Here is a 12,767-nt window from a genome sequence, read left to right on the forward strand (position 1 = left end):
CGTGGACATCCACGCAAAAGACAACCGGATCGTTTGGGTCGACTTGGAGATGACCGGGCTGGATACGCACCGCCACGTGATCGTCGAGGTGGCGGCACTGGTGACCGATGCCGAGCTCAACATTTTGGACGAAGGCCTGGACATCGTCATCGGAGCGACCGATGCCGAGCTCGCCGAGATGGATGACTTTGTCACCAAAATGCACACGGACAATGGGCTGCTTGACGAGATCAAGGCGTCGACCGTCACCATGAAGGAGGCCGAGGACGCCGTCCTGGCACTGCTGGACAAGCACTGCGATAAGGCGCACCCCGCTCCCCTGGCGGGCAACTCAATTGCCACCGACCGCGCCTTTATCCGCGAGCAGATGCCACGCCTCGACTCGGCCCTGCACTACCGCATGATCGACGTCTCCACCGTCAAGGAGCTCACCCGCCGCTGGTTCCCGCGTGCGTACTTCAACCAGCCCGAGAAAGGCATGGCGCACCGCGCGCTCGCGGACATCGTGGAATCCATTCGCGAACTGGACTACTACCGCCGCTCCGTGTTCGTGGAATCTCCCGGCCCGGAGACCCCGGAAGCTGAGCACGCAAGGGACGCTGCCAATAGCGCCTACCAGCCGTTTTTGTGATTTAGAGACCGCGTACTAAGGTAGTTCCCGCTGCTGAAAACGCAGCGATGGTGGCTGTAGTTCAGCTGGTAGAGCACCAGGTTGTGATCCTGGGTGTCGCGGGTTCGAGTCCCGTCAGCCACCCCAAAGTTACCCCGTGACCTATACAAACAGGTCACGGGGTGTATTGCTTTCTCGGTCGGCCGCGCCCTACGGCGCCTGTTCGCCGCGCTCGCCGGTACGCACGCGGATCACGTCGTCGACCGGAGAGATCCAAATCTTGCCGTCACCAATCGTCCCCGTGGATGCCGCCCGAAGGATGGCGTCCACCGCCCGGTCGGCCAGCCCCTCCCCCGTGACAATCTCGAGCTTCAGTTTCGGCACGAAGTCCGCTGCAACCTCTGCGCCGCGGTAGACCTCGCCGCGCCCGCCACGAAGTTGCCCGCGGAATCAGCGATCTGGCCCCCTGACCCCAAATGCCTGCAGCGGGGTGGCCACGATCCCGGCGATGTCGTCTCCAGCGTACGACGCCGACCATCCCCAGAACACGTAGACGACGGGGACGACCGCCATCGCGGCGAAGGACGTCACCATCATGATCAGCACGTTCTGCCGACCCGCCATCCCTCCGTAGAACAGCGCGAGTCCGGGCGTCATGAGCAACACCAGGGAGGCGCTCATGAGCATCCACGCGGAGTTCCCTGACGCCGCCAACAAGCGAGAAGGCAAATAAAAACGCTCCAAGCACAATCAGTGCCTGGAGCAGATCGCTTGTCGACGCCTACGCGCCACCAACCTTACGCATTGGGATCCTCGGTTCCGCCCGAGCGCATCTCCCAGTCCATGTTCCAGTAGCCGAGCCCGTCGTACGGCGTGAGCGTGCCACCGTATGTGTTCTGTACAGTCACCACATCACCGCGCTTCACGTTCTCCTGGAACCACTGCGCGTCCGCCATCGACGCGTTAATGCAACCGTGCGATTGGTTCGTGTTGCCGAGCGCCCACATCGCCCACGGCGCGGCATGGAGGTAGATGCCGGAGTAGGACAGCTGGGTCGCGTACGACACCGGGGTGACGTAGCCACCCTGCTCGAGGCCGAGACCATAGGTGCGCGAATCCATCACCAACGAATTGTGCATGTCGCCCACAATGAAGGTGCCGTTCGGCGTATCACGCGAGTTATCGCTACCCATTGATACCGGGAAGGACTTCACCAGTTCGTCATTTCGGTAGAACTTCAGCATCTTATCCGCGTTGTCTACCACAGCCTCGACCTTGTCACCAATGGTAAAGCTGTGCTCGACGTCTTCGACGCCGTAGACCCCGCCGCCCATATCCTTGCCGTAGACGTTGGCAGCGACAGTGACCTCGGTGCCAGGCTCCCACAGATCCTTCGGACGCCAGCGCAGCTCGTAGGGATCGAGCCAGAAAAATCCACCCTCGGTGTCGTTGGAGGTCTCCACGTCGATGAGCTCCTCAACGGCCTTCGTGTCCTGAATCGGCACGTCGAAGCGGAACGTGATTGCTTGCCCCACACCGACGTTGTCACCGTCAAGGGGACCCAGGTACACGTTGGTCTCAGCCGCCGGAACCACCGTGGTAAAATTCTGCTTCACCTTCTGGCCCGCAGCATCTTCAGCCTTGACGGTGTACGTGCGCCCGTAACCGAGCGGCTCCACCGTTTCCCACTCAGTCTTCTCATCGTTCATCTTCGCCTTGATAACCTTGCCGTCCTCGTTGGTCATCACCACAGACGACAACCCCTCATCCGACGTCACGGTGACGGACTCACCAGGCTCAGCATCTTCAGCACCGTCATCGAAAGAGAATTCCGGCGGATCCGGCTTCGGCTCCTCTGCCGCTTCCTGCTCCTCGGTCTTGGCAACGTGCTGTGTTTCAACCTCATTCGTCTCACCGATCGTGCACGACACCAGCGTGGTGGCCATCGCGGCCGCCGCAACGACGCCAGCTGCCCGGCGCACCACTTTCCCTACACACATGAACGCTTTCCTACCTCCAATATCGCGTTGTGCATTGCAACTACCCTATCTGCCAAAAGCACCCAAACGCTACTTCAATTCACTTGGAAAAGATTACAATTTGAACACTACGAAAAAGGCTCGTGACCTGGCGATTTCACCCCCTGCAAGGAAAGGTGTTATTGTTTTCAACGTCGCCGAGAGCGACAGAGAGAAAAACAGAATACGCGCCATTAGCTCAATTGGTAGAGCAACTGACTCTTAATCAGTGGGTTCGGGGTTCGATTCCCTGATGGCGCACACTTCACCCCCTCGCAGAGATACCGAATAGTACTCCGCGAGGGGGTTTTCCTTTCGGTACGCTGGCCCCTAGAACGTATCATCCACGACAATCCCGCACATCCCTTCCCAGACCCACAAACCTGAGAGACTTTCTTAATGCGGGAATAGGTCACCCCTCTTTGTATCCTGCAGATTTGGTGCGTCTCCGCGCTTTCCTGAAGCAAAATGCGCATACATTTGCCGGCCGCCTGAGAATCAATTAAGGTTGCTACTATGAATACGGCACTCCTGCTTGTAGACGTCCAAAATGACTTCTGCCCCGGCGGACCGCTTGCAACGGCTCGCGGGGATGAGGTGGCGTCGAAAATTGCCCAGTTCCTCAGCACCGAGGACAACCGGACGCGCGAGTACGCGCACATCATCGCCACCCAGGATTGGCACATCGACCCGGGCGAGCACTTCTCTGAGAACCCCGACTTCCAGGACTCGTGGCCGCCGCACTGCGTCGCGGACACCTACGGCGCGAAGATCCGCGGGCCGATCGACACCTCGCTGATCGGCCACTTCTTCCGCAAGGGCGAGCACTCGGCCGCGTACTCCGGCTTCGAGGGCCACGACGACAACGGCATGCTGCTGGGCGATTGGCTGCGCGAGCACGACATCAACGAGCTCGATGTCTGCGGCATCGCCACGGACCACTGCGTTCGCGCCACGGTGCTCGACGCACTGAAGCAGGGGTTCAAGGTCCGGGTGCTGCGCGGCATGGTTGCCCCCGTCGATGACGCGGCGGGCGCCCGGGCCCTCCAGGAGATGATGGACGCCGGGGCGGAGATCGCCTAACGCCGAGGCGTTTGTCGGCGCTACAGCGCAGCAAAAAACCGTCCACCCACCAATCGGTGGTGTGGACGGTTTTTCGTTGTTCCGAAGCGGTCTGACGCTAGTTGCGCGACAGCAGCTTCTGCAGCTCGCTGAGCTCCTTCTTGCGCTTGCGGCCGTTGAGCACCTTAATGCCGACGAGCGCGGCGATACCGACGCCGATGCCGGCGAGGACCTTCTGCACCGTCTCGTCCTTCAGCCACTCCAGAGCGCCGTCCTTCGCGCCCCCCGCGAGGGTGGACGGGTTCGCGCGATCCGCGAGCTCGTCCAGGGTGCTGGCGAGCTGGCTGCGGGTGCGGGAGATGTCGCGCTCAATGTCGTGAATGTCTCGTGCCACGTTCAATTCTCCTACGTTGTACTCGTTTGTCAGTTCTTGTGACCACAGTAGTGTAAAACGTGTAAAACGGTGAAGTATGAATGATCAGATCAGACTGGAAAAGGGCGACACCGCCCCAGCCTTCACCCTGACCAACGACAAGGGCGAGCAGGTCTCCCTGTCCGATTTCGCCGGAAAGCGCGTCATCGTGTACTTCTACCCACGGGCGAACACCCCGGGCTGCACGACCGAGGCGTGCGACTTCACGGAAAAGCTCGAGGATTTCAACAACGCCTCCGTGACCGTGCTGGGCATCAGCCCGGACCCCACCGACAAGCTCGCGGACTTCCGCGCGAAGCACGACCTGGGCATCGAGTTGCTTGGTGATGAATCGAAGGACACCCTCATCGCGTACGGTGCGTTTGGGGAGAAGAAGATGTACGGCAAGGTGACGGAGGGCGTCATCCGCTCCACCTTCCTGGTGAACGTGGCCGAGGACGGCACCGGCACCATCGAGGAGGCCAAGTACAACGTCCGCGCCTCGGGGCATGTCGATCGGATCCTGCGCGACTGGGATATTTAGCAGCGTTGAAGGCCCGGGCAAATAGCACCACCCAGGTGTGATCTTCGCCGTGTTTCGCGGGAACTTTTTGCTTATACACGCCACGCACAGGCATAATGGTCATATCAGTGAAATTTTGTCCCCCACCGATTTGATGCGGCGTTGACCTGCCGCGACGAAGTGAGGCCTCATGTCTAGTCCAATCAATCCCAGCGATTCCCGCGCCGACGACACCGCCGGTGCCGCGCGCCCGTCCAGCCCGTACCCGCTGCAGAGCACGCACGACGACGAAGCGGACGCACGTCCCCGCTCCACCACCGCCCAGTGGGCGACCGTAGTCGTCCTCGCCCTCATCGGCTTCGGGCTCCTCGGCTGGTTGCTGCTCAGCGACAACGATGACGAGACCGCCCCGGCGACGGACACCCCCGTGAGCGCCAACGCTGCGGCCGGTGCCAACGCCACCGGCGCGCAGGCAGAGGCACTCAAGGCGGCGGAGGTGCACCTGAACGGTCAGGCAATGTCTGAGGAAAACCTGTACACCCTGCTGCGCGACACCGATGGTTTCGACCGTGAAACCGCGAGCTACGCCGTCGACCACCTCGACGCGGACTTCAACCAGCTCGCCCTCCAGGTAGCGCAGCAGATGGAAGAAGACGGCACGAGCCGCAGCGAGCTCACCAAGGCCCTGACTGAAGGGCCCGAGCACTTCACCCGCGAGCAGGCTGAGTTCGCCGTCGAGCACCTCTAACGCAGCCGGAACTCGCGCGAGCACAAAGCACCTGGGGCCTTGATGCCCCAGGTGCTTTCTCGTGTGCGCCCGGAGAGACTTGAACTCTCACGTCCGTAGACACTGGAACCTAAATCCAGCGCGTCTGCCAATTCCGCCACGGGCGCGGTGCCCATCATGCTACACGGCGCGACGCGCCCGCCCGAAACCGGTAAGCCCCCACTCACCCCATCAAACTTTAGTTTGGTTGCAGGTGTGGAGTTGGTAAACTGTCCGCTTGTGAGTGAGTTCGGCGAAACAGAGGCCCCTGCACCGGAGAAGCGCTCCCGCGTAAAGGTGCGCGCGTGGCATATCCTGCTGCTTATCGCCGCCGTCATCACCTGCTGCCTGCTGGCGTGGTGGCAGTGGACCCGCTTCCAGTCCGGCACGGGCACGTTCCAAAACCTTGGGTACGCCCTCCAGTGGCCGTTCTTCGGGGCGTTTTTTGTTTACGCCTACCGGGCGGGCATCCGCATGGAAAACGAGAAGATCGACGCGATCAACGCCGGCGAGCAAATGGACAGCCTGTACGAGGCGGACCTGGCCAAGTACGGTGCGGACCCATCGCAACCGAAAACTATCAGCGAAGACTTCCTCCCATCGCGGCCGCAGATGGACGTCCAGGAATACAACGACATGCTCACGCCGCGTAGGCAAACCCCACACCAGCACAAATCCGAGGAGAAGGACGCATGACCGAGCAAACCCCCGCTGCCACCCCGAAGATCCACCCGGAGCGTCAGCGCCGCGTGCGCACCGCGCTGCACCTCTTCTCCATCACGGCGTGGATCACAGGCGTACTTTTCCTCTTGCTCATCACCCGCATGGTGATGCAGTACGGCCTGGGCATGGACGTGTCCCTCCTCTCGTGGGTGGCTCGCGTCCACGGCTTCGCGTTTATGTTCTTCCTCGTCGCCTCGCTGAACCTGGGGCTTAAGGCCCGCTGGTCATCGGTGACGTGGGTGCTCACCGCGGTTTCCGGCATCGTGCCGTTCATGTCCTTCATCGTCGAAGCGAAGCGACGCAAGGAAGTCACCGAGACTTTCCAGCTCGGGTAACCAAGGCGGTCGGGCGCCGGTTACGCGCCCCGAACCAACTACTTTCCTTCCCCAGCCCGGGTCAGGACCATCACGCCGATGTCCTCGGCGCGGTCATTGTCCGGGCTCAACGTCAGCGTGTCGCCGTTGATCTTGCCCTTGTACTCCAGGTCGCGCCCGGAAAGCGGATCGGCGAGCTTAAATTCCTCGTCGTCCTGCTCGCACCGGGCGTCGTTGGTTTGGCCGTCCGGCTCGGTGAGCTCCCAGTGGCAGTCACCGCCGTCGATGGTGAGGGTCGCGGCGCCGCCGGGCTGGCTGGCGTCCGTGGAGGTGACATCGCCGGACCAGGAGCCGTCCCAATCGGAGGACGAGCCGCAGCCGACGAGCGCGGTTCCGGCGATCATGACAGTGGCTGAGAGTGCAAGCGTTTTCTTCATGCCACTACCCTAGCCAAACTGGCCTATCCCAGCAGGCGCGCGATGTCCGGGGCGAGCGCGCGCAGCGCCTGCCCACGGTGCGACCGGGCGTTCTTCTCCTCTGGCGTCAACTCCGCCGAGGAGACCGGACGCGTCGCGTCGGCTGGCTGCGCGTCGTCCGGGGCGAACAGCGGGTCGTAGCCGAACCCGCCCTCGCCCTGCGGCTCGCGGAGCAGCTGGCCCGGCCAGCGGCCCGTCGCCGTGAACTCGTCGCCGGCGGGGGTGACGAGGGCGCAGCAGGAGATAAACGCGGCGTCGCGAAGCTCGATGTCCTGCATCTGCGCGAGCAACAACCGGTTGTTCGCGGAGTCGGCGTCGTCTGCGCCGTGGTCGCCGGACCAACGCGCGGAGAGCACGCCAGGCATCCCATTGAGCGCAGTGACGGCAAGGCCCGAGTCGTCGGCGACGCAGGGCAGCCCGGTGCGCGCGGCGCCTGCGCGGGCCTTGATCAACGCGTTGTCCTCGAAGGTCAGCCCGTCCTCTTTCGGCTCCGGGTAGGGTTCGACGTCGCGCAGCGACACCAGCTCAACACCGGCGATGTCCAGCTCGCGCAGCACCTCTTCGAGCTCGCGGAGCTTCCCGGGGTTGTTCGAAGCAACGAGGACTTTTACCATCCCAGGGCCGCCTTCTGGGCGCCGATGAGCTCGTTGAGCCCGACCTCGGCAACATCGAGCATCTCGTTGAGCTCGCTGCGGCCGAAGAGGCCGTGCTCACCGGTGCCCTGGATCTCCACGAAGTTGCCGCCCTCTTGCATCACCACGTTGAGGTCAACCTCCGCGCGGGAATCTTCCTCGTACGGCAGGTCGAGGCTCACGCGGCCGTCGATAATGCCAACGGACACCGCCGCAACCGGCTTGAGCAGCGGCTCGCCCGGTACCACGCCGCGCTCCTTGAGCACCTCGATCGCGTCCGCCAGCGCTACGTACGCACCCGTGATGGACGCGGTGCGCGTCCCGCCATCGGCCTGCAGCACATCGCAATCGAGCTGGATGGTGTTTTCGCCCAGCTCGGACAGGTCCACCGCAGCGCGCAGAGAGCGACCCACCAGGCGGGAAATCTCGTGGGTGCGGCCCTTGACCTTGCCCTTCATGGATTCGCGCGGCATGCGGTCGTGGGTGGCCGACGGGAGCATCGCGTACTCCGCGGTGAGCCAGCCTTCGCCGGAATCCCGCTTAAAGCGCGGCACGCCCTCCTCCACGGAGGCGGTGCACATCACGCGGGTGTTGCCAAACTCGACAAGCACGCTGCCAGCTGGGTTGGAAGTAAATCCGCGGGTGATGCGCACCGGGCGCATCTCGTTGAGTCCGCGGCCGTCTGCGCGTTTGAAATCAGTCATGCGCCCCAGCCTAACGCACGCCGCGCGCCCTACAGCTCGAAGACGTCCCCCGCGGAACCAACCACGATCTCGCCATCAAACTCGGCTCGCGCAGCCTCGAGCGTGGCCTGCGTGCTGGTCCACGGCTGGATGTGCACGAGCACCAGCGTCTTCACCCCAGCCTCGCGGGCGATGCGACCGGCCTCTGCGCCGGAAAGGTGCATCCCCGGCGCCATCCCCTCCGAGGTCGGGCCCCAGGCGGCTTCGCAGAGGAAGAGGTCGGCGTTGCGGGCGGCGTCGATAAGCGCGGGCGTCCACGCGCTATCCCCGGAATAGGCGATTGCGTGCGAGCCATCCTCGATGCGCAGCGCGTGCGACTCCGCAGCCGGGTGCACGACCTCGAACGGTGTCACGGTCACCCCGCCAAGGGTTTCGGCCTGCCCGGCGCGCCACGCTGCGAAATCGAAGGTGTCTGCGATGTCGTCGATCTGGTCCGGGCCGTCTGCGCTCATCCGGCCGACATGCTCCGGCGTGTAACTCGGGCCGAACATGCGGTGGCGCGACTCCGCCGGCTTTTCCGGGTGGTAGCGGCGCCACACCAGCAGCGAGGCGATGTCGGAGCAGTGGTCCGCGTGCAGGTGGCTGAAGCACACGTGCGCGTCCGCCGGGTCGAAGTGTTCCTGCATGGCAGCGAGGGCACCGGGGCCGAAATCCAACAGAATGTCGCTGTGCCCGGGCGCGCTCACTACGTAGGAGGAGCCGGGGTTGCCTGGCGCGGCCAGGCTCCCGGAGCAGCCGAGGATGGTCAACTTCATGCGCTTACTGTGCCACGAATCTGCGGGGAATTCTAAACTTCGGGGCATTTTTGCTTATCGACGCCGCACAGCCCCCAAGTTTTGCTCCCCCACTGCCCGCACCTGCGGCCCCAGGAAGCGCGCGGCCAGCCGGTCGAACACCGCCGGGTCGCCCGTCGACGCAAACACCCGCTCCGGCGCGCGGCCGCTCTCGGCCTGCGGCGGGGCGAGCATGTCGCGCTCCGTGAGCACGCGCAGCACGTCCTTCGACGTCTCCTCCGCCGAAGAGACAAGCGTGACCTGCTCGCCGATGGCCAGCTGAATCACGCCCGAGAGCAGCGGGTAGTGCGTGCAGCCCAGCACCAGCGTGTCCACGCCTGCGGCCTGCAGCGGTTCGAGGTACCCCTGCGCCACGCCGAGGATCTGGCGGCCGGAGGTAATACCGCGCTCCACAAACTCCACAAAGGCCGGGCACGCCGCCGCGGTGACCTGCAGGTCGGACTTGAGCGAAAAGAGGTCCTGGTACGCCCCCGACTTGATGGTGCCCGCGGTGCCGATGACGCCTACCTTGTTGTTCCGGGTCGTCGCGATCGCGCGGCGCACGGCGGGCTGGATGACCTCGATGACGGGGATGTCGTACCGCTCGCGCGCATCGTGCAGGAATGCGGCGGTGGCGGTGTTGCAGGCAATGACGAGCATCTTGCAGCCCTGGTCTACGAGCTGGTCGCCGATGCGCTGCGCGTGCGCGCGCACGTCTGCGATCGACTGCGGACCGTACGGACTGTGGCCCGTATCGCCGATGTAGATGATTGCTTCATCGGGCAGCTGATCCATCACGGCGCGCGCGACGGTCAGCCCTCCCACGCCTGAGTCGAAGATGCCGATCGGGGCGGTATTTCCCCCGCTGGTTCCGTTGCTACTCCCACTGTGCTGTTCCATGGGTGCCATTGTGCCACCCGTGTCGCCGCGCTAGTAGCCCGCCTGTTTCCGAGCCTTCTTCGCCTCGCGCTTGGCCACCAGCTCCGGCGGGTCGTCCGAGGTGATGATCATGCCGGCGAAAAATCCGCCGATGGCGCCGAAGAGGTGTGCCTGCCAGCTCACGCCGGGCGTGCCCGGCAGCACGCCCAGGATCAGCCCGGAGTAGAAGAACGCGAGCACGAGGCCCAGCGCGATCTGCGTCCCGGATCGGTTGAAGATGCCGCGCACCAGCAGGTAGATCAGCCAGCCGTAAATGACGCCCGAGGCGCCGAGGTGGTTGGTACCAATCCCGCCGAACAGCCAGGTGCCCAGCCCGCTGAATACCGTGGCAAACGTCGTGACCTCCCAGAAGACGCGCTTGCCCGAGTAGCCGATGAGAAACGCGAAAATCGCTCCGGTGACCGAGTTACCCACGATGTGCTCGAGGTTGGCGTGCAGCAGCGGGGCGGTGAAAATGTGCCAGATGCTCACCAGGTCGAGCGGGTGGATGCCCCAGTACTGCAGGAGCCCTCCGAACAGCCCCTCGTTGAGCAGAAACACCGCCCAGATCACCACCAGGTAGCCGATGGCGAATGTGAACCCCGTGCGCCGCTGCTTCTTACGCTTGGTCCGTTTATCTTCCGGCTGCACGCCGTCCGGGAATGCGGGCAGCTGCGTCTCAGGGTGCGAAAACGGCCGCTGGAACGGCTTGCCGTAGCCGGGCTGGTGGGTCTGGCCGTAACCCCAGCCCGCGCCCTGGTAGGGGTTACTGGGTGGGGTCGGGCCGCTGGTTCCGTAAGGATTGTGTGTCATCGCTAATAAGTGTAGCCGGGGCGCTCGCCGACGCGCTGAGCAAGCTTATCGACGCCCACCAGCAACCACGTCCGACCACGCCGTCACCCCGAAACCGCCCGTGGCACTGCACACCGCGTCCACGATCGCTGCCTCCACCGCGTCCGCCGCGGCACCGCCAAGGTGCGCGAGCGCTTCCGGTGCCAGCGGCTGACCGGCGTCGCGCTGCCCACCCGCGTCTTGACCATCATCTTTCGGGACGGAGACGGCGAAGAGGGTGTCGCCGTCCAGCGGCGAGTGGGCGGGGCGGATCGCGCGGGCGATCCCGTCGTGCCCCGTCATGGCCAGGCGCTGCAGCTGCGGCACCGGGAGGTCCACGTCGGTGGCCACCATGCCGATGGTGGTGTTCAGCCGCGGGTCCGGCGCGCCGCTGCCAGGGGCGGGCCGCTGCAGGGTGCGGTACCGCTCGAGGTCCACGGCGGGTTTCGAAGCATCGCCAAACAGTAGCCCCGTCGCGGGGTCAACCACCGACCCCACCGGGTTTGCCACCACCGCGGCGGTCACCGTCGCGCTCCTGCGCGCCCCGGGAAGTTCCACCGCGCGGGACGCGATGCCGAAACCGCCGCGCAGGACGCCGGCGGTCGCGCCGCAGCCGGCACCGACACTGCCCGACGCCAACGGCTCGCCCGCGGTGTCCTCCAGCGCTGCCGCCACGGCCGCGGCCCCGTCACTCGCAGTTGGGCGGTGCGACGGATCACCGACGGCAAGGTCGAAAATGACGGCTGCGGGGACGATGGGCACGCGCGGGCCCGGCACGCCCTCGCCGAAGACTGGGAACCCCCGCCCGCGCGACTCCAGCTCGCGCATCGCTCCGTCGGCGGCGGCCAGGCCGAACGCGGAACCGCCGCACAGCAGGATGGCGTGGACTCGCTCGACCGTGTTGTGCGGGGCGAGCAGGTCGGTCTCGCGAGTGCCCGGCCCGCCGCCGCGCACGTCGACAGCGGCGCGCATCCCGCGCGGGTCGGCGGCGACGAACGCGGTCACACCGGTGTCGCCCAGGGAGAGATGGGCCGCGGGAAGGATTGGGGCCACGGTGGCGTCGACAAGCATCTGTTTACTCGCAGAGCACGTCGACGAGGGAGTCCTGGCAGAACGCGAGCCACTCCATGAGGCGCTCGCGATCCTGGGCCTGGCCCTCGCCGCCGCGATCATCCGCGGACACGTAGAGGCGCATGTCATTGAGCGCGGCGACGAACTGGTGGGCCTCTTGCTCGTCGATGCTCACCTCCACGCCGCCGTTGGGGCCCAGCATGTCATTGATCACCTGCATGTTCATCAGCTTCGCACGGATGATGTCGTTCTCGTGCAGGCTGCGGAGCAGGCCGTTGTCGCCGTCGAACTCCTCGTCGCCCTCGCGCTCGAAATCGGGCAGCAGGCGGGCCAGCTTCGGGTCCTCCGGTGCCTCGGTGTGGCCCGTGGACATGCCGACCATCTCTGCAAACTCGTCCTTCGGCGCGGACTGCGCGCGCGAGATGAGCGCCTCCGACACGGTCGCGGTGAGGTCGCCGATCACCTCGCGTTCCAACGGATCGAACTCGGTAGTGAACTTCACGCCTGAACGCATCAGGCCTTTCTTCTTACGCCACGGTTGCATAGCTCTACCCCGCCTGCTGCATCGTCGCCCACAGGCCGGCGGTGTGCAGCTTCTTCACGTCGCCCTCGACCTTGTCCTTCTCACCCGAGGAGACCACGGCCTTACCCTCGGTGTGTACCTGCATCATCAGCTCATTCGCGCGCTTGCGGTCGTAGCCCAGCACCGTCTGGAACACGTAGGTGACGTAGCTCATCAGGTTGACCGGGTCGTCCCACACAATGCACATCCATGGCAGGTTCTCTCCGGCCGCGACCTCAACCTTCAGGTCCTCCTCAAGGTCCGGGGTAGCCATCGGCGAGCTCATCTGCGGCACTCGGCTCGCGGCTGAACTCGCTTCCGGGCTCATGTCCG

Annotated in this window: 18 protein-coding genes, 3 tRNA genes and 1 pseudogene; 8 read left to right on the forward strand and 14 right to left on the reverse strand. The window is 64.7% G+C overall.

What is annotated here, in order from left to right; translation table 11 throughout:
* The first annotated feature begins 1 nt into the window (after window position 1).
* Together orn and FPP74_RS05620 are read left to right on the forward strand one after the other, a co-directional pair.
* A complete protein-coding gene (orn, locus tag FPP74_RS05615) occupies window positions 2-631 on the forward strand; it encodes an oligoribonuclease (RefSeq protein ID WP_255456081.1) in 630 nt (209 codons plus the stop codon).
* A gap of 50 nt (window positions 632-681) precedes the next feature.
* Window positions 682-757 (forward strand) — tRNA-His (locus FPP74_RS05620).
* A 63-nt stretch (window positions 758-820) separates the two neighbouring features.
* Here the strand turns inward: FPP74_RS05620 and FPP74_RS05625 are convergent.
* From FPP74_RS05625 to FPP74_RS05635, 3 genes and pseudogenes are all read right to left on the reverse strand, one after another.
* Window positions 821-1,039 (reverse strand): annotated as a pseudogene (locus FPP74_RS05625) (P-II family nitrogen regulator); the annotation flags it as partial.
* Window positions 1,040-1,060: 21 nt separating this feature from the next.
* A complete protein-coding gene (locus FPP74_RS05630; RefSeq protein ID WP_370511794.1) occupies window positions 1,061-1,291 on the reverse strand; it encodes a hypothetical protein in 231 nt (76 codons plus the stop codon).
* Between the two features lie 116 nt (window positions 1,292-1,407).
* Complete coding sequence (locus FPP74_RS05635; protein ID WP_144717396.1) at window positions 1,408-2,610, reverse strand: Ig-like domain-containing protein; 1,203 nt, start codon at window positions 2,608-2,610, stop codon at window positions 1,408-1,410.
* 206 nt (window positions 2,611-2,816) lie between these two features.
* Between FPP74_RS05635 and FPP74_RS05640 the strand changes: the two genes are divergently transcribed.
* Together FPP74_RS05640 and FPP74_RS05645 are read left to right on the forward strand one after the other, a co-directional pair.
* Window positions 2,817-2,889, forward strand: a tRNA-Lys gene (locus FPP74_RS05640).
* 255 nt (window positions 2,890-3,144) lie between these two features.
* Window positions 3,145-3,711, forward strand: coding sequence for an isochorismatase family protein (locus FPP74_RS05645; RefSeq protein WP_144717398.1), 567 nt, complete (start codon window positions 3,145-3,147; stop codon window positions 3,709-3,711).
* Between the two features lie 97 nt (window positions 3,712-3,808).
* Here the strand turns inward: FPP74_RS05645 and FPP74_RS05650 are convergent, their stop codons facing one another.
* Window positions 3,809-4,084, reverse strand: a complete 276-nt coding sequence (locus FPP74_RS05650; protein WP_144717401.1) for a DUF3618 domain-containing protein — start codon at window positions 4,082-4,084, stop codon at window positions 3,809-3,811.
* A 76-nt stretch (window positions 4,085-4,160) separates the two neighbouring features.
* Between FPP74_RS05650 and bcp the strand changes: the two genes are divergently transcribed.
* The gene (gene bcp, locus FPP74_RS05655) at window positions 4,161-4,646 is read left to right on the forward strand and encodes a thioredoxin-dependent thiol peroxidase (protein ID WP_095275379.1); all 486 of its coding nucleotides are present in this window, start codon (window positions 4,161-4,163) and stop codon (window positions 4,644-4,646) included.
* A 169-nt stretch (window positions 4,647-4,815) separates the two neighbouring features.
* Window positions 4,816-5,373 (forward strand): Ltp family lipoprotein, encoded by a 558-nt coding sequence (locus FPP74_RS05660; protein WP_144717402.1) that lies wholly within the window; start codon window positions 4,816-4,818, stop codon window positions 5,371-5,373.
* Window positions 5,374-5,437: 64 nt separating this feature from the next.
* Here the strand turns inward: FPP74_RS05660 and FPP74_RS05665 are convergent.
* Window positions 5,438-5,519, reverse strand: a tRNA-Leu gene (locus FPP74_RS05665).
* Window positions 5,520-5,631: 112 nt separating this feature from the next.
* Between FPP74_RS05665 and FPP74_RS05670 the strand changes: the two genes are divergently transcribed.
* Both FPP74_RS05670 and FPP74_RS05675 read left to right on the forward strand, forming a co-directional pair.
* Complete coding sequence (locus FPP74_RS05670) at window positions 5,632-6,087, forward strand: hypothetical protein (RefSeq protein WP_095553639.1); 456 nt, start codon at window positions 5,632-5,634, stop codon at window positions 6,085-6,087.
* Window positions 6,084-6,449, forward strand: a complete 366-nt coding sequence (locus tag FPP74_RS05675; protein WP_095553640.1) for a DUF3817 domain-containing protein — start codon at window positions 6,084-6,086, stop codon at window positions 6,447-6,449. The genes FPP74_RS05670 and FPP74_RS05675 overlap by 4 nt, the downstream gene beginning before the upstream one ends.
* 38 nt (window positions 6,450-6,487) lie before the next feature.
* Here FPP74_RS05675 and FPP74_RS05680 read toward each other — a convergent pair whose 3' ends face one another.
* The 9 genes from FPP74_RS05680 to clpS are packed head-to-tail and all read right to left on the reverse strand — an operon-like array spanning window position 6,488 to window position 12,720.
* Entirely contained in the window at window positions 6,488-6,865 is a 378-nt protein-coding gene (locus FPP74_RS05680) for a hypothetical protein (RefSeq protein ID WP_095553641.1), read from the reverse strand.
* A gap of 23 nt (window positions 6,866-6,888) precedes the next feature.
* Window positions 6,889-7,518: an RdgB/HAM1 family non-canonical purine NTP pyrophosphatase gene (gene rdgB / locus FPP74_RS05685; protein ID WP_122086299.1), complete on the reverse strand. Its 630-nt coding sequence runs from the start codon at window positions 7,516-7,518 to the stop codon at window positions 6,889-6,891.
* The gene (rph, locus tag FPP74_RS05690) at window positions 7,512-8,240 is read right to left on the reverse strand and encodes a ribonuclease PH (protein WP_095275373.1); all 729 of its coding nucleotides are present in this window, start codon (window positions 8,238-8,240) and stop codon (window positions 7,512-7,514) included. The genes rdgB and rph overlap by 7 nt, the downstream gene beginning before the upstream one ends.
* Window positions 8,241-8,269: 29 nt before the next feature.
* On the reverse strand, window positions 8,270-9,034 hold the full coding sequence (locus tag FPP74_RS05695; protein WP_095546462.1) for an MBL fold metallo-hydrolase: 765 nt from the start codon (window positions 9,032-9,034) through the stop codon (window positions 8,270-8,272).
* A 54-nt stretch (window positions 9,035-9,088) separates the two neighbouring features.
* Window positions 9,089-9,952, reverse strand: a complete 864-nt coding sequence (gene murI, locus FPP74_RS05700; protein WP_122086300.1) for a glutamate racemase — start codon at window positions 9,950-9,952, stop codon at window positions 9,089-9,091.
* 30 nt (window positions 9,953-9,982) lie between these two features.
* Window positions 9,983-10,783 carry a rhomboid family intramembrane serine protease gene (locus FPP74_RS05705; RefSeq protein WP_095547453.1) on the reverse strand — a complete coding sequence of 267 codons (801 nt, stop codon included), beginning with the start codon at window positions 10,781-10,783 and terminating at the stop codon, window positions 9,983-9,985.
* 45 nt (window positions 10,784-10,828) lie between these two features.
* Entirely contained in the window at window positions 10,829-11,872 is a 1,044-nt protein-coding gene (locus FPP74_RS05710) for a P1 family peptidase (protein ID WP_095553644.1), read from the reverse strand.
* A 4-nt stretch (window positions 11,873-11,876) separates the two neighbouring features.
* Window positions 11,877-12,416 carry a DUF2017 domain-containing protein gene (locus FPP74_RS05715; RefSeq protein WP_095553645.1) on the reverse strand — a complete coding sequence of 180 codons (540 nt, stop codon included), beginning with the start codon at window positions 12,414-12,416 and terminating at the stop codon, window positions 11,877-11,879.
* Between the two features lie 4 nt (window positions 12,417-12,420).
* Window positions 12,421-12,720, reverse strand: coding sequence for an ATP-dependent Clp protease adapter ClpS (gene clpS / locus FPP74_RS05720; protein WP_173783196.1), 300 nt, complete (start codon window positions 12,718-12,720; stop codon window positions 12,421-12,423).
* Window positions 12,721-12,767 lie beyond the last annotated feature (47 nt).

The organism is Corynebacterium sp. NML180780, assembly GCF_007786415.1.
Classification (GTDB): domain Bacteria; phylum Actinomycetota; class Actinomycetes; order Mycobacteriales; family Mycobacteriaceae; genus Corynebacterium; species Corynebacterium gottingense.

Coding starts and splice junctions, on each gene's coding strand:
- FPP74_RS05630 (WP_370511794.1), bottom strand. CDS start 1,291: ATGAGCGCCTCCCTGGTGTTGCTCATGACGCCCGGACTCGCGCTGTTC.
- FPP74_RS05635 (WP_144717396.1), bottom strand. CDS start 2,610: ATGTGTGTAGGGAAAGTGGTGCGCCGGGCAGCTGGCGTCGTTGCGGCG.
- FPP74_RS05645 (WP_144717398.1), top strand. CDS start 3,145: ATGAATACGGCACTCCTGCTTGTAGACGTCCAAAATGACTTCTGCCCC.
- bcp (WP_095275379.1), top strand. CDS start 4,161: ATGAATGATCAGATCAGACTGGAAAAGGGCGACACCGCCCCAGCCTTC.
- FPP74_RS05660 (WP_144717402.1), top strand. CDS start 4,816: ATGTCTAGTCCAATCAATCCCAGCGATTCCCGCGCCGACGACACCGCC.
- FPP74_RS05675 (WP_095553640.1), top strand. CDS start 6,084: ATGACCGAGCAAACCCCCGCTGCCACCCCGAAGATCCACCCGGAGCGT.
- FPP74_RS05680 (WP_095553641.1), bottom strand. CDS start 6,865: ATGAAGAAAACGCTTGCACTCTCAGCCACTGTCATGATCGCCGGAACC.
- rdgB (WP_122086299.1), bottom strand. CDS start 7,518: ATGGTAAAAGTCCTCGTTGCTTCGAACAACCCCGGGAAGCTCCGCGAG.
- rph (WP_095275373.1), bottom strand. CDS start 8,240: ATGACTGATTTCAAACGCGCAGACGGCCGCGGACTCAACGAGATGCGC.
- FPP74_RS05695 (WP_095546462.1), bottom strand. CDS start 9,034: ATGAAGTTGACCATCCTCGGCTGCTCCGGGAGCCTGGCCGCGCCAGGC.
- murI (WP_122086300.1), bottom strand. CDS start 9,952: ATGGAACAGCACAGTGGGAGTAGCAACGGAACCAGCGGGGGAAATACC.
- FPP74_RS05705 (WP_095547453.1), bottom strand. CDS start 10,783: ATGACACACAATCCTTACGGAACCAGCGGCCCGACCCCACCCAGTAAC.
- FPP74_RS05710 (WP_095553644.1), bottom strand. CDS start 11,872: ATGCTTGTCGACGCCACCGTGGCCCCAATCCTTCCCGCGGCCCATCTC.
- FPP74_RS05715 (WP_095553645.1), bottom strand. CDS start 12,416: ATGCAACCGTGGCGTAAGAAGAAAGGCCTGATGCGTTCAGGCGTGAAG.
- clpS (WP_173783196.1), bottom strand. CDS start 12,720: ATGAGCTCGCCGATGGCTACCCCGGACCTTGAGGAGGACCTGAAGGTT.